The sequence below is a fragment of the Pseudomonas sp. NCCP-436 genome (assembly GCF_019656335.1).
Taxonomy (GTDB): Bacteria; Pseudomonadota; Gammaproteobacteria; order Pseudomonadales; family Pseudomonadaceae; genus Aquipseudomonas.
The window spans coordinates 217,944-236,060 of sequence record NZ_BPLZ01000002.1 but is presented as its reverse complement, the minus strand read 5'-3'; the positions used below and the strand labels follow the sequence as shown (position 1 = coordinate 236,060).

Annotated in this window: 18 protein-coding genes; 3 read left to right on the top strand and 15 right to left on the bottom strand. The window is 61.2% G+C overall.

The window, feature by feature from the left end; all coding sequences use genetic code 11:
- Positions 1-58: 58 nt before the first annotated feature.
- The 3 genes from tsaB to adk all read right to left on the bottom strand — a co-directional run bounded on the left by tsaB (position 59) and on the right by adk (position 2,461).
- Positions 59-742, bottom strand: coding sequence for a tRNA (adenosine(37)-N6)-threonylcarbamoyltransferase complex dimerization subunit type 1 TsaB (gene tsaB, locus NCCP436_RS03200; protein WP_220802346.1), 684 nt, complete (start codon positions 740-742; stop codon positions 59-61).
- A 116-nt stretch (positions 743-858) separates the two neighbouring features.
- Positions 859-1,632, bottom strand: a complete 774-nt coding sequence (locus NCCP436_RS03195) for a 5'-nucleotidase, lipoprotein e(P4) family (protein WP_220802345.1) — start codon at positions 1,630-1,632, stop codon at positions 859-861.
- Between the two features lie 181 nt (positions 1,633-1,813).
- Positions 1,814-2,461 (bottom strand): adenylate kinase, encoded by a 648-nt coding sequence (gene adk, locus NCCP436_RS03190; RefSeq protein WP_220802344.1) that lies wholly within the window; start codon positions 2,459-2,461, stop codon positions 1,814-1,816.
- Positions 2,462-3,344: 883 nt separating this feature from the next.
- Between adk and NCCP436_RS03185 the strand changes: the two genes are divergently transcribed.
- On the top strand, positions 3,345-3,758 hold the full coding sequence (locus tag NCCP436_RS03185) for a DUF4398 domain-containing protein (protein WP_220802343.1): 414 nt from the start codon (positions 3,345-3,347) through the stop codon (positions 3,756-3,758).
- A gap of 46 nt (positions 3,759-3,804) precedes the next feature.
- On the top strand, positions 3,805-4,590 hold the full coding sequence (locus NCCP436_RS03180; RefSeq protein WP_220802342.1) for an OmpA family protein: 786 nt from the start codon (positions 3,805-3,807) through the stop codon (positions 4,588-4,590).
- Between the two features lie 60 nt (positions 4,591-4,650).
- On the opposite strand, the gene NCCP436_RS03175 is transcribed toward NCCP436_RS03180, so the two are convergent.
- The 8 genes from NCCP436_RS03175 to prfB form a co-directional block, all read right to left on the bottom strand.
- Positions 4,651-4,974, bottom strand: a complete 324-nt coding sequence (locus tag NCCP436_RS03175; RefSeq protein WP_220802341.1) for a hypothetical protein — start codon at positions 4,972-4,974, stop codon at positions 4,651-4,653.
- The gene (locus tag NCCP436_RS03170) at positions 4,974-5,840 is read right to left on the bottom strand and encodes an alpha/beta hydrolase (protein WP_220802340.1); all 867 of its coding nucleotides are present in this window, start codon (positions 5,838-5,840) and stop codon (positions 4,974-4,976) included. The genes NCCP436_RS03175 and NCCP436_RS03170 overlap by 1 nt, the downstream gene beginning before the upstream one ends.
- 1 nt (position 5,841) lies before the next feature.
- Positions 5,842-6,588, bottom strand: a complete 747-nt coding sequence (locus NCCP436_RS03165) for a TIGR00266 family protein (RefSeq protein ID WP_220802339.1) — start codon at positions 6,586-6,588, stop codon at positions 5,842-5,844.
- A 58-nt stretch (positions 6,589-6,646) separates the two neighbouring features.
- Positions 6,647-7,936 (bottom strand): flavohemoglobin expression-modulating QEGLA motif protein, encoded by a 1,290-nt coding sequence (locus tag NCCP436_RS03160; RefSeq protein WP_220802338.1) that lies wholly within the window; start codon positions 7,934-7,936, stop codon positions 6,647-6,649.
- On the bottom strand, positions 7,936-8,496 hold the full coding sequence (locus tag NCCP436_RS03155; protein WP_220802337.1) for a hypothetical protein: 561 nt from the start codon (positions 8,494-8,496) through the stop codon (positions 7,936-7,938). Before NCCP436_RS03155 ends, NCCP436_RS03160 begins: the two co-directional genes overlap by 1 nt.
- A gap of 37 nt (positions 8,497-8,533) precedes the next feature.
- A complete protein-coding gene (locus tag NCCP436_RS03150) occupies positions 8,534-9,247 on the bottom strand; it encodes a TetR/AcrR family transcriptional regulator (protein ID WP_220802336.1) in 714 nt (237 codons plus the stop codon).
- A gap of 126 nt (positions 9,248-9,373) precedes the next feature.
- Positions 9,374-10,876 (bottom strand): lysine--tRNA ligase, encoded by a 1,503-nt coding sequence (gene lysS, locus NCCP436_RS03145; protein WP_220802335.1) that lies wholly within the window; start codon positions 10,874-10,876, stop codon positions 9,374-9,376.
- A 148-nt stretch (positions 10,877-11,024) separates the two neighbouring features.
- Positions 11,025-12,120, bottom strand: a protein-coding gene (gene prfB, locus NCCP436_RS03140) for a peptide chain release factor 2 (protein ID WP_220802334.1) whose coding sequence is annotated in 2 segments (ribosomal slippage) — positions 11,025-12,047 and positions 12,049-12,120 — 1,095 coding nt in all. Because the reading frame shifts where the segments join, the coding sequence is not laid out codon by codon here.
- Positions 12,121-12,311: 191 nt separating this feature from the next.
- On the opposite strand from prfB, the gene NCCP436_RS03135 reads away from it, so the two are divergent.
- Positions 12,312-14,078, top strand: coding sequence for a SulP family inorganic anion transporter (locus NCCP436_RS03135; protein WP_220802333.1), 1,767 nt, complete (start codon positions 12,312-12,314; stop codon positions 14,076-14,078).
- 1 nt (position 14,079) lies between these two features.
- On the opposite strand, the gene NCCP436_RS03130 is transcribed toward NCCP436_RS03135, so the two are convergent.
- The 4 genes from NCCP436_RS03130 to NCCP436_RS03115 form a co-directional block, all read right to left on the bottom strand.
- Positions 14,080-14,802: a tellurite resistance TerB family protein gene (locus tag NCCP436_RS03130; protein ID WP_220802332.1), complete on the bottom strand. Its 723-nt coding sequence runs from the start codon at positions 14,800-14,802 to the stop codon at positions 14,080-14,082.
- Between the two features lie 99 nt (positions 14,803-14,901).
- Positions 14,902-16,611 carry a single-stranded-DNA-specific exonuclease RecJ gene (recJ, locus tag NCCP436_RS03125; RefSeq protein ID WP_220802331.1) on the bottom strand — a complete coding sequence of 570 codons (1,710 nt, stop codon included), beginning with the start codon at positions 16,609-16,611 and terminating at the stop codon, positions 14,902-14,904.
- A gap of 71 nt (positions 16,612-16,682) precedes the next feature.
- The gene (locus tag NCCP436_RS03120; RefSeq protein ID WP_220802330.1) at positions 16,683-17,222 is read right to left on the bottom strand and encodes a YaeQ family protein; all 540 of its coding nucleotides are present in this window, start codon (positions 17,220-17,222) and stop codon (positions 16,683-16,685) included.
- 199 nt (positions 17,223-17,421) lie between these two features.
- Complete coding sequence (locus tag NCCP436_RS03115) at positions 17,422-18,111, bottom strand: phospholipase D-like domain-containing protein (RefSeq protein WP_220802329.1); 690 nt, start codon at positions 18,109-18,111, stop codon at positions 17,422-17,424.
- Positions 18,112-18,117: the final 6 nt, after the last annotated feature.

Genomic DNA, 18,117 nt, shown 5'->3' with positions numbered 1-18,117 from the left:
TAGCGGCGCGTCCGAGGCTTGGCAAATGCCGCCTGTCATGCGCCTCGCCTTGCCGGGATCAGACTATCGGTGCCTTGGGGGTGGCGACCTGGTCGCGCAGGTACACCGGCTGCGCCTGATCCGCCGGCAACGCCTCGCCGCGACCCCATGCAAAGCGCGCCAGGCTCAGCAGATCCTCTGCATGCGGCAGCATTGCACCGTCCTGCCCCGCAGGCTGCAGAAAAATGCGCTTGCCATATGTGCCCCAGCCAGTACCGGCACCGAACCAGCGCCCTTGGCTGCCGCGTGGCACCTCTGCCTGCTCCGGCGGCAGCACTGCCTCCTTCCCACACAGGCGCATTTCACCAGACTCGGCGCGATAACAGCCCCAGTAAACCTCATCCATTCGCGCATCGATGGCCGCCGCGACCTGCTCGGCGCCGTGCTCACGCAGCGCACGCTGCGCCAGCAATGCCAGATTCGATACGGGCAATACGGGGCGATCCAGAGCAAAAGCCAGCCCCTGCACCACCCCCACGGCAATCCTCACCCCGGTAAAGGCTCCCGGGCCGCGCCCGAAGGCGATGGCATCCAGTGCTCCCGGAGTAATGCCTGCCTCCCCCAGCAGTTGCCGGATTATCGGCAGCAGGCGCTGGGCATGCAGGCGTGGTGCCACCTCGTAGTGACTGAGTACGCGGCCATCATGCAGCAGCGCGACGGAACAGGCTTCGGTGGCGGTATCCAGGGCCAGGAGAGTGGTCATTGCGTTCAGACGGTCAAATAAAAAGAGCCGGCATTAGACCGGCTCGGAGTTTTTTTTTCCAGCCTCATGACGTCTGTGAGGCTTGTGCGGGACGACCTGAATCGCTCACTGCCGCCTTACCAGGGCTCGACCACAAGCTCGGCCTCCCAACCTTTGAGCGGCGCCTCGGACCAAGTGCCATAGCCCGCATTGGGGAACACTATCCACTCCACGCCCCACTTGCCGGCCTCATCGGCCACGGTCTGGCGCTGAGCGTCGAGCGGCGTCTTGCGAAAGCGTGCATCGAAGTCATGCAGGGTATCACCCAGCAGCAGGATGATCTGGTGATCGGCACTGACGATGGCGCGTCGTTCCACCTTGGGCGGGCCGAGCAGCAGCACACTCTCCTCTGACACCTGCGGTAGCCCCAGCTTGGTCAGGGTGGCCAGAGTGTATTTCTTCTGTTCGTCGGCGCGATCGGAGATGTAGCGGATGGTCACTCCGAGCCTGTCGGCATGTTCGAGGAACTTCTTCGCACCGGGGATCAGCACCGGCGTACCGTCACGCTCCCAGGGCAACCAGGTATCCCAGACGTCGTACTGATGACAGTTGGCCAGATCGCGCACCAGCAACGCACTGTTATCGATTACGGTTTCGTCGAGGTCGGTAACGATGGCCAGCTTCGATGGATCTTTCGCCGCAGCCACCGCCTTGTCGAGCCTTTCCGTGGCGATGTTGTAGGCCTGCAGTTGCAGTGCCTGGATCTCCGCGGACTGCTGCTGAAAACGCAAGCCCATGGTGAATTGCGCGACGGAACAGTCAGCCTTGAACTCTGCGGCAGGTTCGGCGAATACCAGTGGAGTGCTCAACAGCGACGCCGCAAGGCCCAGCCAGATGCGTTTCTCGGTCATGTACCATGCCCTCTTCCTAACAGGTTGTCGACGCGCTCCGACGCAGGCCGGAAGCTTGCATCTTCGATACTAGCTACGTCGTGATCAGGGACATGCCTGAAAGCGACCAGAACATATCCGGACGCCATAAACGACCAAGGCCCCTTTCGGGGCCCTGGGTGACAGACGACTGGTGCGCAGCTCAGGCGAGTGCGGCCAGGGTCTTGGCGGTGATTTCCTCGACGCTGCCAACACCCGGGATATGGGTGTACTTGGGCGTACCAGTCTCGGCGGAAAGCTTCTGATAGAAGTCGACAAGTGGCTTGGTCTGGGAATGGTAGACCGACAAACGATGACGCACGGTCTCTTCCTTGTCGTCATCGCGCTGCACCAGATCCTCACCGGTAACATCGTCCTTGCCGGCAACTTTCGGCGGGTTGTACTCGACATGATAGACACGCCCGGAAGCCGGATGAACACGGCGGCCGGACAGGCGCTTGACGATTTCCTCATCATCCACGGCGATTTCCACCACATGATCGAGTGCGATGCCGGCATCACGTAGAGCTTCGGCCTGCGGAATGGTGCGCGGGAAGCCATCGAAGAGGAAACCATTGGCGCAGTCCGACTCGGCGATACGCTCCTTGACCAGATTGATGATCAGGTCATCGGAAACCAGACCACCAGCGTCCATGACGCTCTTGGCCTTCAGGCCCAGCTCGGTGCCGGCCTTGACCGCAGCGCGCAGCATGTCGCCCGTGGAAATTTGCGGAATACCGAATTTCTCGGTGATGTAGCGAGCCTGAGTGCCTTTGCCGGCACCGGGCGCCCCCAGCAGAATCACGCGCATCGATGTGCTCCTCAAGAGTTATGTAGTAATCGGTCGGACTCGCCTCATGGGGCCAATCTCTTAATCTGTGCGTCTTCGGCAGCTGTAGTACCAAAAGGGTGCCCAAGATACACAGCGTGTTTCGGGTGCACAAGCCATCGAAAGTCGGAGGGAATACCGTCTGGCGACAGCCGGCAGAGGGCTTTCAGGCGGTGTCCCTAACCCTGCCTGCAGACCCACTCAGTGCGACGAAAACCTGTGACGTCACGCGTCATACTGACCGGTTGCACCTGCTCCAGAAGGCTCTGCGACGCCTGTTTTCGCAGGCAGCAAGAAGCCATCAGCCTGGCCTGAAGCGAGTAATGCGAATAGAGGTAGGTATTGCCCGCGCAGATGGATTCCAGGGGCTCGAAACTGCACACCGGCATCGAGACTGACCGGTCATTTCCAGAACCGAAGCACCGGCATGCGACAATAGGTCGCGTAAAAACCTCGAGCCAAGCCAGTACCTGCTCCACCAGGCAATCGTCGTACAGAGCATAGGATCCGAGGGCTGAGCGGCTCGACAGACCGCTCATCCTACTCGCCCAGACGTGCACTGATTCACGTCATGTCGTCGCCTTCCACTCCTGTTTTCAGAATGAACGACTCCCCTTGCACTGCTGGCTGGGGATAGCACGTGCCCTACTCGCTCCATCTTGCAGGTACAAACATCGATAGCACTGAACTGCCCCATGGCCGGGCTATTCGAAGCAAAAAAAATGACTGAATGGTCATGCAAAAAAGAATCCAGCTCAGTTTTTTTCGGAACCATTTAGCAAAACGCCATGTCCATTTCACGTAGTTCATCCCTTGTCGCGGATGAATTTGAAGGCACGGACATATTCATTTAGGAGTGTTTCAAATGGAGTTAGCCGCCATGAATACCCATACCGAAAAATCCCACCGCTCTCGTCTGCATGGGATCAAACTGGCAGCTCTGGTACTGGGCAGCAGCCTGGTGCTGGCCGGCTGTGCCGGCAACCCGCCGACCGAGCAGCATGCCGTGACTAAATCAGCGGTGAACTCAGCCATCAGCGCCGGAGGCACTGAATTCGCGGCGGTGGAGATGAAATCGGCGCAAGACAAGCTCAAGGAAGCCGAGCTGGCCATGCACGAGAAAGAATATGACAAGGCCCGCCGTCTGGCTGAACAGGCCGAATGGGATGCCCGACTGGCCGAACGCAAGGCACAGGCAGCCAAGGCCGAGCGTGCGCTTCAGGATGCTCGCCAGGGTGTTCAGGAACTGCGTAAGGAAGGCATGCGCAACGCGCAATGAGCCTACACACACTACTCATTTGCACTTTGATTAAAGGATGAACGCCATGCGCAAACTCGTCATGATTCCTGCCCTGCTGGCGCTTAGCGTCGGCCTGGCCGCCTGCTCGTACCAACCCAATCCCGGCCTCGAGGCTGCTCGCAGCAACTTCTCCTCTCTGCAGAGTGATCCGCAGGCCAGTAAGGTTGCAGCTCTGGAGACCAAGGAAGCCCAGGAGTGGCTGAACAAAGCCGAAAAGGCCTACCTGGAGAAAGAGGACAAAGAGAAGGTCGACCAACTGGCCTACCTGACCAACCAGCGCGTCGAAGTTGCCAAGCAGACTATCGCCCTGCGCACTGCGGAAGCAGAACTAAAAAACACCTCGGCAAAACGTGCCCAGGCTCTGCTGGACGCCCGTGACGCCGAGATCCGCAAACTGCAGGAGAGCCTCAACGCCAAGCAGACCGACCGCGGCACACTGGTCACTTTTGGCGACGTACTGTTCGACTTCAACAAGGCCGAACTCAAGAGCAGCGCCCTGCCAAACATTACCCAACTGGCTCGTTTCCTCCAGGAAAATCCGGAGCGCAAGGTGATCGTCGAGGGCTATACCGACAGTGTTGGCTCGGCCAGCTACAACCAGGGTCTGTCCGAACGTCGCGCAGAATCCGTGCGCCGCGCCCTGATTCGCGCCGGCATCGAGCCGTCGCGCATCGTCGCTCAGGGCTACGGCAAGGAATATCCGGTGGCCGATAACTCCACCGATTCCGGTCGTGCACAGAACCGTCGCGTGGAGGTCACCATCTCCAACGACAACCGCCCGGTGGCTCCCCGTTCGGCCAGCGCTATCTGACCGAACCTCGCCCCAAAAGAAACCCGCCTGATGGCGGGTTTCTTTTTCTGTCAGGCAAACTTACTCCTGTAGCTGCGGGGTTTCCTGGCCCGTGCAGCGCACCGCACGCTTGCGATCATCCACCAGAACACCGGTCAGCCCCTTCTGCTGGGTGTCGAAAAGTACCAGCACACCATCGATGCACTGCGCCACCTGATCCGCCGGCTTCAGAGAAACCCGGTAGTCCTCGCCCGGAATGGTCTTGAGCATGGTGAACTCGGACAGCAACAGCGCATCCTCGGGCTTGGCAAAATGCACGTAGCCGTAATACCACAGCACACCAACGGTACCGACGATGCTGGCTACAGCGGTGAGGATCAGGGGAATGGGATCTCGTTCGGACATTACGGACTCTCTTCTGCAGATTCGGCACGACGCTCGACGAATGCCAGCGGTGCACTGAAGAACGCCAGTAACGACTGGCGCCAGGTAGGCTCGGCAAAGGTCTGCACGTGCACACCACGGGTTGCCTGAAAGGCATGCGGCGGGCGCGCAGCCCGGTATAGGCGGCGCCCATTGGAAAACGGCACGATCCTATCGTCAACACTGTGATAAATCAGCAGGGGCAGCCCCTGCAATTGGTCGATGCTGCGCACTGCACTCTCGCCATCGGGCACCAACCAGGAAAGCGGCACCTGCAATGGCCAGGTCAACCAGGAATTACTCAGGGCGTAACGTGCCACATCTCGGTAGCTCGCCGGCGCTCCGTCGAGTGCCAGGCCATTGATCTGCACCCGCCGTTCGGGCCGCTCAGCCAGATAGTGCACCACCAGCGCACCGCCCAGACTCTGTCCAAGTACCAGCAACGGCCGGTTCTGCACCTCCGGAGCCTGGGCCAGCCAGGCAAAGGCTGCGTCGATATCCTGATAGACCTCCGGCAGCCGCGGCTTTCCAGCGGACAGACCATAACCTCGGTAATCCAGCATCAGCACCTGATAGCCCTGCTCAGGGAGCCAGTAAACACCGCCCAAGTGCCAGGCCAGATTGCCGCCATTGCCATGCAGATGCAGCACCGTACCCTTGATTTTCGTCCCTGTCCTGGCTGGCAACCACCATGCATGCAAACGCGTACCATCGGCGGCACGCAGCTCGACATCGCGATATTCCAGGTCGGCACGTTCCGGAGTGATTGGCAGCCCGGCTTCCGGGTAGAACAGCAGCCCGCTGCAGCCGGACAGCAGCAGTCCGGCCAATAGCACCAACATGCGCATGCTACTTGCCACCGGCCCTTACCTCCTCACGAGCCTGCCCGACTGCGACCTGGATACGTCCGGCCAGACGCGAGAAAGGCAGACTCTGGATCCATACGCTGCCGGTTCCCCTAAGTGTGGTCAGGAGAATACCTTCACCACCAAACAACATGGTCTTCAGCCCTACCGCCAGCGCGATGTCGTAATCGATGCCCGAGGTAAAGGCAACCAGGCAACCGGTGTCCAGACGCAGGGTTTCATTGTTCAGTTCCTTGCGGATCACGGCGCCGCCGGCATGCACAAACGCCAAGCCATCGCCTTCGAGTTTCTGCAGGATAAAGCCTTCGCCACCAAAGAAACCGGCGCCCAAACGCTTGGCAAAGCTGATGCCGATGCTGGTACCGTAAGAAGCACAGAGAAAGGCATCCTTCTGGCAGATCAACCGCCCGCCGATCGTGGCCAGGTCGATGGGCACCACGGTGCCCGGATAAGGCGCGGCGAAAGCTACCCGCGCCTGGACACTACCAGCATTGCTGAAATGCGTCATGAACAGCGACTCGCCGGTGAGCATGCGCTTGCCGGCGCTCCACAGCTTGCCCAGCAGGCCGCTGGTCGAACCGTCGCCCATGCGCGTTTCGAAGCGTATGCCGTCGGTCATGTAGTTCATCGCACCGGCTTCGGCGATCACCGTCTCGCCGGGATCGAGAATGATCTCCACCAATTGCGCTGATGCGCCGAGGATTTCGTACTCCAGTTGATGAGAGGACACGTACAGGTCTCCGGTTCCCGGATTTCATCCGGGGTGCGGCTGAAGGAATCTGAAGCCTCTAGAGAATATTGGCGTAATCCGCCTCGATGCGGTCCAGACTCAGATGGTTGAGGAAGTTGGAAAAGCACATCCACGCCGACAGCGCATTCATATCCTGGAACTGCGGCGGCAGGTATTTGGGCGGCAGCACCAGACCTTCGTCCACCAGTTTGCGCAGGGTACGCATGTCCTCCAGCGTGGTCTTGCCGCAAAACAGCAGCGGAATCTGCTCCAGCTTGCCCTTGCGCACCGCCAGCTGGATGTAGTTGTAAATCAGGATGAAACCCTTGAGATACGACAGATCCTTGGTGAACGGCAGACCGTTCGGCAGGGATCCACGGAATACCCGGCCGGCATTGCTGTAGCTGGAAGCCATGTCGTAGCCCTGCTCGCGGAAGAAGGCGAACACCTCGAGAAAATCAGCACCCTCCTCGGCCATATGAATGGCCCGGGTGCGGTTGGTCAGCTTGCGCAGGCGGGTCGGGTAGGACGCGAAAGCGATAACCTCCATCAGAATCGCCAGCCCCTCCTGGGTCACCGTCGACGAAGGTGGGCCCTTGGCCAGGAAGGTGCAGATCGGCTGGTTCAGGCCATTGAGCGTGGTGCCGACATGCACCAGCCCTTCGTGAACCTCCAGTGCCTTGACATCACGAGCGTTGAAACGCGCATCGCTGCGGATCTTGATGTAGTCGGCACCAGCTGCAGCATCGGCGAGGATGCCATCGGACTCGAACACGCGAATGGTGTCGTCACCAAACACTTCGGCAAGGCGCTGCTGCAGAATATCCACGGCATCGCCAGCAGCCAGTGTCTTCGGCTCGTCTTCCAGATCGCCACGGGCGGCGATGTTGTTGAGGTAATCCGACAGCATCAGACCAAGATCCGCCAGGGTTGGATCGCCGGCATGAAAGGCGTCGGAAGCGGCGCCGTAAAGCTCCTGCGAGATCAGTCCGAAATCCTCGGTTCCGCGTGCCTCGAGCATGCGGATCACCATGCGGTACTCCTTGCACATGCGCCGCATGATCTGTCCAACCGGATTGAACTGGCCCAACTGGCGGGTGATATCGCGCTCGATATTCTGGAACTCCAGTTTCTTCGCAGCGGCATCGAATGCCAACGGCCGGCCCCGGTAATAGTCACGGTCGACGGCCGGCAGGGCCTTGCCCTTGGCCTTGAGAAAATCCTCACGGATGGAGTCGTCCCACTTTACCGCATCAAGTACGCGAATCGGCGTCTGTGCCTCGACGATGCGGTCGGAAAGGCTGCGGATGCAGCGCTGATAGTCGTCCAGCTCAAGTGCTTCGTTCATCAGGGTTCCTGTAGCTCGACTCGCTGATAGCGCGCCACTTCGACGAACAAGCCGGCATTGGCCGGATCATCAAGGTAGCCAAACACCTTGTCCAGCGGGCTGGTGATCAGCACGCCATCGGCCTCCGGCATGGTCACCGTCTGCCCTTCCAGCAGACCACGCTGCATGTCCTGCTGAATCCGTGCGACATCCAGGTTGTAGATCACCAGCTCGTTATTGCGGGTCAGCTCGAATCCGGCGATGGCAAAGTTGGCACCGACGCTTTTCGGCAAACCGGCTGACAGATACCAGCGGCGGCCATGATGGGAAACTGTGAAACCGAAAGTCTCCAGACTTGCTGCACTGTCGGTGCTGCCTTCACTCAGTCGTGCCTGGTAGAGATTGGCGCCGGCCCGGGTGATTTCCAGGAATAACCGGTCGCCCCATTCATCCAGTTGAGTCCACTCGCCCAGCAGCGCTATGGGAGCCGCCTCATTGGCCGGGATAGGCTCCTTGAAAGTAACCAGGCAGCCTCCCAGTAGCAGGCAGGACAAGGCAACCAGTATGCGCCAGACTTTCATTTCGCTCTCCTTGTGAATAACGCCGACCGGCTCGGCTTCAAAAGCCAAGAACCAGGTTCATGTAGCGTTTAAGGATGGCCAGCATTCCTTCGCTGTCCAGTTGTTCAGGGCCATCGAGTAGGCCTTGATACTCCACTCGTACGATGGTGGCCGTCAACAACACCGCATCCTGCTCCGGCTGGCGTGAACCGAGTACTTCAAAGAAGTGAGTCACTCCCTGCTGCAGGATACGCCGGTGCGCCCGAACCAGATCGCGCAGACGCGGATTGAGCAGCGCCTCCTGCTGGAAAGCCTGCTCGACGATCAGATGGTCACGACGCTCACGCAATTGGTGCTGCACATACTTCACCGCCATTGCGGCCAGTTCGTCGGCCAACTGCCGACGGGCCTGTTCGCTACCGTCCAGGCGACTGACCATCTGAGCCACACTCTCCTCGATACCGGCCCAGAAAGATGCCATCTGTGCAGCACTGCGCTCGACGAACAGAGCGAAGGTATCGGTGATCAGGTCATCGATATCCTTGAAGTAATAGGTGGTCGCCGACAGCGGCACCTGGGCTTCGGCAGCCACCGCGCGGTGGCGTACGGCACGCACACCATCACGTACGATGATGCGCATGACCGCCTCAAGAATCGTCTGACGACGCTGTTCACTGCCCTGACGACTGGTCTTGCGTCCCTGGTAATGGACTCTTTCGGCGACCGCGTAAGCCGCTTCGGCGGCATTCGGGGACAAAGACGTGGAACTCACGATGACTCGATCCTCTACGTTCTGAAGATGACCAGCGAGCGTTATGCTTCGCCCCTTCCCCAACTATCACTCAGTGCCGGATGGATAGCTACCACGAGCCGCCATCGGACGGCCCATGGCAGGCCATCAGGCCTGCGGACGCATGTGCGGGAACAGGATGACATCGCGGATCGACGGCGAGTTGGTCAGCAGCATGACCAGGCGGTCGATACCGATGCCTTCGCCGGCGGTCGGCGGCATGCCGTACTCCAGCGCACGGACGAAGTCGGCGTCATAGTGCATGGCCTCGTCGTCACCGGCGTCCTTCTCGGCCACCTGAGCGAGGAAGCGCTCGGCCTGATCCTCGGCATCATTAAGCTCGGAGTAGGCGTTGGCGATCTCACGCCCGCCGATAAACAGCTCGAAGCGGTCAGTAACGTTCGGGTTGTCGTCATTGCGACGCGCCAGCGGCGATACTTCAAAGGGATATTCGGTAATGAAGTGCGGCTGTTCCAGCTTGTGCTCGACCAGCTCCTCGAAAATCATCACCTGCAGTTTACCCAGTCCCTCATGGCCGAGCACCTTGGCGCCGGCTTTCCTGGCGATCTCGCGGGCTCGGTCGATGTCGTTGAGATCGGCTTCGGTAATGTCCGGGTTGTACTTGAGGATCGAGTCGTACACCGACAGACGTGCGAACGGCTCGCCGAAGTGGAACACCTTGTCGCCATACGGCACGTCGGTAGTGCCCAGCACCGTCATGGCCAGCTCGCGGAACAGTTCTTCGGTCAGATCCATGTTGTCGCGATAGTCTGCGTAGGCCTGGTAGAACTCGAGCATGGTGAACTCGGGATTGTGCCGGGTCGAGACCCCTTCGTTGCGGAAGTTGCGGTTGATCTCGAAGACCTTCTCGAAGCCACCGACCACCAGGCGCTTGAGGTACAGCTCCGGGGCGATACGCAGGAACATGGCCATGTCCAGCGCATTGTGGTGCGTCTCGAACGGCTTGGCCGCGGCGCCACCGGGGATGGTCTGCAGCATCGGGGTTTCCACTTCGAGGAAGCCGCGCTCGTTGAGGAAACGACGGATATGCGCGATCACCTGCGAACGCACGCGGAAGGTGTGACGGGTTTCCTCGTTGACGATCAGGTCGACGTAACGCTGACGGTAGCGCTGCTCGGTATCGGTCAGGCCGTGGTGCTTGTCCGGCAGTGGGCGCAGCGACTTGGTCAGCAGTCGTACATTGCTCATGTGTACGTACAGGTCGCCCTTGCCGGAGCGGGCCAGAGTGCCTTCGGCAGCGATGATGTCGCCCAGATCCCAGGTTTTGATGGCTTCGAGGGTTTCCGCCGGCAGGCCTTTGCGATCCACATAGACCTGCAAACGGCCGCTGGTGTCCTGCAGCACCATGAAGGCCCCACGGTTGAGCATGATGCGCCCGGCAATCTTGACCGGAATGGCTGCGGCCTCCAGCTCTTCCTTGCTCTTGCCTTCGTACTTCTTCTGCAGCTCGCCACACAGGCTATCGCGGCGGAAGTCGTTGGGGAAGGCAATGCCCTGCTTACGGATGGCGGCAAGCTTTTCCTTGCGCTGGGCAATCAGCTTGTTTTCTTCCTGTTGCAGTTCGAGGGAGTCGAGTTGTTGGTCACTCATGATTGCGGGAGTTCCTGGTAAGGCGATTCATCGCCTGTTGCAAATTGATGGCCCGAAGCAGGACGAACAGCCTCCACTTCGGGCACGGCTCCGGGCCTGCAACGGCAAAGCCCTGAGCGATCGGGGCAGCGGACTACGCCGCGCCGGTTCAAAGCCCCTGCTTGAGGCTGGCCTCGAGGTACTCGTCCAGATCGCCGTCGAGCACCTTGTCGCAGTCACTGCGCTCCACACCGGTACGCAGATCCTTGATCCGCGACTGATCCAGCACGTAAGAGCGGATCTGATGGCCCCAGCCGATATCGGACTTGGAGTCTTCCAGGGCCTGGGAAGCTGCCGTGCGCTTCTGCATCTCCATCTCGTACAGCTTGGCCCGCAGCATCTTCATGGCGGTGTCCTTGTTGGCGTGCTGGGAACGCTCGTTCTGGCAGGCCACCACGGTATTGGTCGGCACGTGGGTGATACGCACGGCCGAGTCGGTGGTGTTGACGTGCTGGCCACCGGCACCGGAAGAGCGGTAGGTGTCGATACGCAGATCCGCCGGGTTGATCTCGATCTCGATGTTGTCGTCAATTTCCGGCGATACGAATACCGCAGTGAACGAGGTATGACGACGGTTGCCGGAGTCGAACGGGCTCTTGCGCACCAGACGGTGCACGCCACTCTCGGTACGCAGCCAGCCAAAGGCGTACTCACCCTTGATATGTACGGTTGCGCCCTTGATGCCGGCCACCTCGCCTTCGGACAGCTCGACGATTTCGGCCGAGAAGCCGCGTTTGTCAGCCCAGCGCAGGTACATGCGCAGCAGAATGTTGGCCCAGTCCTGCGCCTCGGTGCCACCGGAACCCGCTTGGATATCCAGATAGCAGTTGTTCGGGTCCATCTCACCGCTGAACATTCGGCGGAACTCAAGCTTCTCAAGGATTTCGCGCAAGCGCTCTACTTCGCTGGCCACATCGGCCACGGCGGTCTCGTCATTCTCTTCGACGGCCATGTCCAGCAGATCGCGGGAATCGCTCAGGCTACTGCTGAGGTCGTCGATGGTCTCGACGATTTGTGCCAGCATGGCACGCTCGCGCCCGAGGTTCTGCGCATATTCGGGATTGTTCCAGATGCTCGGATCTTCGAGCTCGCGGTTTACTTCGACCAGCCGATCATGCTTTTGATCGTAGTCAAAGATACCCCCGAATAGTCTGGGTGCGCTCGGAAAGGTCCTTGATGGCGTTGAGGATCGGGTTGATTTCCATGGTTGGTCGCGCTCGTGGCAAATCGGACGGAAAAGCCCCGGATTATACCTGACCCCAAATACTCTGGCAGCCCGTCGATAGTCTGCACCGGCAATTCTATTGACCGGCGGCATGCCAGCCGGATCCTCTCGCTGGTGATCGGCTGGCGTTATGCGCTTTACTTGCCATACGTCTTGCCGAATCCTTTGCACATGCCATCTTCTCCACAGCCATTTTCCCGTCAGGTCCTGTCACCACGGCAGAGTAGCTGGCGACGCTGGCTCCCCGGCCTGCAAGTCCTGCGCGAATACCGCATGAGCTGGCTGCCAAAAGACATCGCTGCCGGCCTGGTACTGACCAGCATGCTGGTGCCGGTAGGTATCGCCTATGCCGAAGCCTCCGGGGTGCCAGGAATCTACGGCCTGTACGCAACCATAGTGCCGCTGCTGGCCTATGCCCTGTTCGGCCCCAGCCGCATCCTCGTGCTAGGCCCGGACTCAGCCCTGGCCGCCCTGATACTTGCCGTGGTACTGCCTCTGTCCAGAGGCGACCCAATGCGGGCCATCACCCTGGCCAGCATGATGGCACTGGTAGCAGGATTGACCTGCATAATCGCCGGTCTGCTGCGCCTGGGCTTTGTCACCGAACTGCTGTCCAAGCCGATCCGCTATGGCTACATGAATGGCATCGCCCTCAGCGTACTGATCAGCCAGCTGCCACGGCTGCTGGGCTTTTCCATCGACAGCCAGAACCCCGTACAAGACCTCTACGTCATCACCAAAGCCTCGCTCGCCGGGCTGATCAATCCCTATAGTCTGGCCGTTGGGACCGGGACACTGACGTTGATCCTGCTGCTCCAGCGCTTCCGCCAACTGCCGGTCATCCTCATCGCGGTGACCCTGGCGACTCTGCTTGTCGCCCTGCTTGATCTCGATACCCGCGGCGTACAGATACTTGGCGAGCTGCCGCAGGGACTGCCCAGCCTGACCCTGCCCTGGCTCAGCGGCATTGATCTGGCCAGCGTGGTGCTGGGCGGCGTCGCCGTAGCGCTGGTGGCCTTCGCCGACACCAGCGTGCTATCGCGCACCTATGCCGCGCGTACCGGTCGCCCTGTTGACCCGAATCAGGAGTTGATCGCGCTTGGCGCCGCCAACCTGGCCGGCGGACTGTTCCAGGGTTTTCCGGTCAGCAGCAGTTCGTCGCGCACGCCAGTAGCCGAGGCAGCTGGCGCCAGGACCCAACTGACCGGCGTGGTCGGCGCCCTGTGCGTTACCCTGCTGCTGGTTCTGGCGCCGGATCTGATGCAATACCTGCCCACCAGTGCGCTGGCCGCCGTGGTGATAGCCGCCGTCATGGGCCTGTTCGTGGTCACGGATCTGCGCCGCATCTTCCGCATCCAGCAGTGGGAGTTCTGGCTGTCCATAGCCTGTTTCATCGGCGTACTGGCCTTTGGCGTGATCCCGGGCATCGGGCTGGCCGTGCTGCTGGCGATCATCGAGTTTCTCTGGGATGCCTGGCGCCCCTACTACGCCGTTCTCGGCCAGGTCGACGGCGTGCGCGGCTTTCACGACATCGAGCGTAACCCGGGAGCGCAGCAGATTCCCGGCCTGCTACTGTTTCGCTGGGATGCACCGCTGTTCTTCGCCAATGCCGAGCTATTCCAGCAGAGTCTGCTACAGGCTATAGCCTGCGCACCGACGCCGGTGCACAGGGTAGTGGTTGCTGCCGAGCCGGTTACCAGCATCGACGTAACCTCCGCAGATATGCTCACGGAACTGGAACGACTGCTGACGCAGGCCGGAATCGAACTGCACTTTGCCGAAGTGAAAAGCCCGGTGAAGGACAAGATGCGCCGCTTCGGTCTGCTAGATCCGGCCCGAGAGCAACACTTCCAGCCAACTGTAGGGGCGGCGGTGGATGCCTACCTGAATGACCATGGCAGTCATGCCAGGCCGGACAGTATCCGGCACGCCGACTGACTCAACGGCTGATACCTGCCTGAGCCTCCAGCTCGCGCTGCAGCTCCGGCGCCAATTGCAGTTGGCGCGCCAGCTCATCCAGATAGGCCCGCTCCATGAAGTGCTGCTCGTCCACCACCAGCACACTGGCCAGGTACATTTCCGCCGCCATCTCCGGCGTAACAGCCTCTTTGGCTACGGACTGCGGATCCAGCGGCGTGTTCAGCTCAGTGTGCAGCCAGGCCTGCAGCTCGGCGTCCGGCTCCAGCCGGGCCAGTTCCTGCTCGATCAACTGCCGCTCGCGCTCGTCCACATGACCATCAGCCTTGGCCGCCGCTACCAGCGCCTTGAGAATAGCGCGGCTATGTTGCTCGACCTGTGGCGCCGGCAGGCGATCAAGCGTACGCGGCTCGATCGATTGTGCCTGTCCCTGCTGCGCCTGCCAGTTGCCGTAGGCCTTGTAGGCAAGCACACCGAGCGCGGCCAGACCGCCATAGACCGCCAACTTGCCGCCAGCCTTGCGCACCCGCTTGTTGCCCAGCAGCATGGCCAGCGCAGCGCCACCACCAGCCCCCTTGAGCAACGACCCGAGGTCGCCGCCAGAACCTGCGGGCTTGCTGCCGCCACTGCCGAGCAAGCTGCCGAGCGCCTCACCGAAACCGGAGGAAACACCAGAGCCACCCTTTTGCTGCAACAGATCCTGTCCGGACTTGAGCAATTGGTCGAGCAGTCCACGGGTATTCATCACACATTCTCCGCAAGAAAATCCTGCTGAGTGTAGGCCTGGGCGTCACTGCGGACAGCCGTCGGAGTGCTTCCGGATATTACCGTCGCCCTGCCGACATCAGCGCGGCGCGATATGTACCACCAACAACTGCACGCTCTCGACACCACGGAACTCGTTGAGATCGAGCTTGTAGGCCAGTTCAGCCCAGCGCAGCGTGGGGTTGGGCCAGACGTCGCGATCCACGTTGAAGGCGATGCCGTCGAGCTGCATGCTGCCGCACTCGGTTTTGAGCACCAGTTTCAGATGGCGCTCACCTACGATGCGCTGCCCCACGATCTGGAACACACCATGGAACAGCGGCTCGGGGAAGTGCTGGCCCCAGGGGCCGGCGTTGCGCAAGGCGCGCGCCAGTTCCAGGTGGAACTCGTGGGCTGCCAGTTGTCCGTCAGACAGCAGTCGACCGGTCAGGTCGTCCTCGCTGAGCTGGCGACGCACCTCGGCATCGAAGGCGGCCGCGAACGCGCCGAAATTAGCCTGCGGCAGCGACAGTCCAGCGGCCATGGCATGCCCGCCAAACTTGCTGATCAGCCCCGGATGGCGCGCCGCCACGGCGTCCAGCGCGTCACGGATATGCAGCCCCGGCACCGAACGCGCCGAGCCCTTGAGCATGCCCTCCCCTGCATCGGCAAAGGCGATGGCCGGGCGGTGATAGCGCTCCTTCAGCCGCGAAGCGAGGATGCCGATCACCCCCTGATGCCAGTCCGGCTCGAACAGGCACAGACCGAACGGCATATCGTCCAGAGCCAAATCCTTGAGCTGCGCCAGCGCCTCGCGCTGCATACCCTGCTCGATGGCCTTGCGATCCTGGTTGAGCTGGTCGAGCTGTACCGCCATGTCGCGGGCCAGCGCCTCGTCGTCACAGAGCAGGCATTCGATCCCCAGACTCATGTCGTCCAGGCGCCCGGCCGCGTTCAGCCGTGGGCCAAGAATAAAACCCAGGTCGGTGGAAGTAATGCGCCTATGATCGCGCCCGGCCACTTCGAGAATCGCCCGCAGTCCTGGCCGTGCCCGACCTGCGCGAATGCGTGCCAGCCCCTGGTGCACCAGGATGCGGTTGTTGGCATCCAACGGCACCACATCGGCCACACTGCCAAGCGCCACCAAGTCGAGCAACTCGCCCAGGTTCGGCTCCCCACGGCTGGCAAACCAGCCGTTTTCACGCAGACGCGCGCGCAACGCCAGCAGCACGTAGAACATCACCCCGACGCCGGCCATGGCCTTGCTCGGGAAGGCGCAACCCGGCTGGTTGGGATTGACGATGGCGTCAGCTGCGGGCAGTTCCGGCCCCGGCAGGTGGTGGTCGGTGACCAGCACCTTGAGCCCGGCGGCCTTGGCTGCGGCCACGCCGTCGACGCTGGAGATGCCGTTGTCTACGGTCAGCAGCAGGTCGGGCTTGCGCTGCAGCGCCACGGCGACGATTTCCGGGGTCAGGCCGTAGCCATACTCGAAACGGTTCGGCACCAGGTAGTCCACATGCGCGGCGCCGAGCAGACGCAGGCCAAGCACGCCGACCGTGCTGGCGGTGGCGCCATCGGCATCGAAGTCGCCGACGATCAGGATGCACTGGCGCTGCGCAAGCGCCTCGACCAACAGCTCGACGGCAGCGTCGATGCCCTTGAGCTGCTGGTAGGGAATCAGCCGCGCCAGGCCCTTGTCCAGCTCCTCGGCGGACTGCACGCCACGGGCGGCGTAGAGACGGGTGAGCAGCGGCGGCAGATTGCCCAGATCAGGCAACTGGGAAGGTAAGGGTCGGGCTTCGATGCGCATCTTGGGTCTATTTCAGGTGAGACGGGGTTTGTCTCCCCCTAGGGGAGAGGGAACCGAACCGTAGCCCGGCTTCAGCGTTCGCCGACCAGCCACTCCAGCGGAATCTCGTGCTGTCCACGCTCGTCGGTGACGAACAGTTCGCCATCGCTGATCATCACGCTCCAGGACAGCGAGCGAGGCAGATCTTGCGCCAGATCGGTCAACGCCTCCTGCCCCAGAGCCACCACGTTGATGTTTTTCAGGTTGCGTACCGGCTCGAGGCATTTTCCCTGCCAGACCCGCAGATTGCCGTAAGCCACCAGGCTGAAGCGCTCGGCGCGGCGACTGCACCAGGTGATGCGCTCGCTGTCCGGCTGGCCCACCTCGATCCAGTGTAGAACCCGATCATCAAGGCTCTTCTGCCACAGTGCCGGCTCGTCCACATCCGACAGACCGCGACCAAAGGCCAATAGCTCGTCGTAAAACAGCGCGTAGGCGATCAACCTCACAGCCAGACGCTCTTCGGTCTCGGACGGGTGACGGGCGACAGTGAACCGCAGGTTTTCATAAACGCTGCGATCCATGTCCGTGAGATTCATTTCGATCTTGTAGGTGGTCGACGGCAGGGCCATGGCGGGCTTCTTGGCGAAAAAACAGGGCGACAAGTCTACCTCGAATAGCCTGTCTCTGCTGCTTCCGCCTGGCTGGAAGCAGGCTCATCATAGAACCTGTTCCGAGCGCCCCATAGCGGACCGGTTACAGCGCTCCAGCCTTCAGCCGCAGTCAATCGCCACAGGCGGATACTCACCGGACAGGTGGCGCAAGCATGCGTCATTCATTGCTTGCATAACGGCCCCAGAGCTTGTCGAACTCACGCTGGTACTCGCCAACCAGATGCGGGTCGTCGGTCACCAGCAGGTTTTCCTCATTGCTGGTGCTGGCACTGCGGGTCCAGTTGAAGCTGCCATTGAGCAGCAGGCGGCCGTCGAACAGGGCGAACTTGTGGTGCATGTGGAAGGGGCTGTTGTCGATGCGCAGCGGTACGCCGGCATCGATCAGCTGCTGGATGTCACTGCCGACGTCGAAGCGCTTCTCGCTGTCGCTGATGATGCGCACGGCCAGGCCTCGGCGGTGCACGGCAATCAGTTCGTCGCTGAGCTGGTCATCGGAGATGGTGAACACACAGACATCCACCGACTCCCGGGCGTGGCGGCACAGGTCGCGGATGCGCTGGCGGCAGCTCTCGCCAGGACTGAAGTGCGCGCTGCTGTGACCGCGCAGTGGTGAACAGCGCACTTCCAGGGTCTTGATCACCTGCTCCAGCCACTTCAGCGCCGGCAGGGCATCCTCGGGGTTGGCGATCAGGTCACGCACCAGAGCAAAGGCGCGGTTGCGCATGAAGCGCACCTGATCCGGGCTCAGGTCGTTGCCCAGATCACGCAGTTCGTCGCGCTCTTCATTGCTCAGGCGCAGGTCGGCGAGGCTGTCGCGCAGGGTTTGGTCGAGGCGGTTGAAGTCCATGCAAAT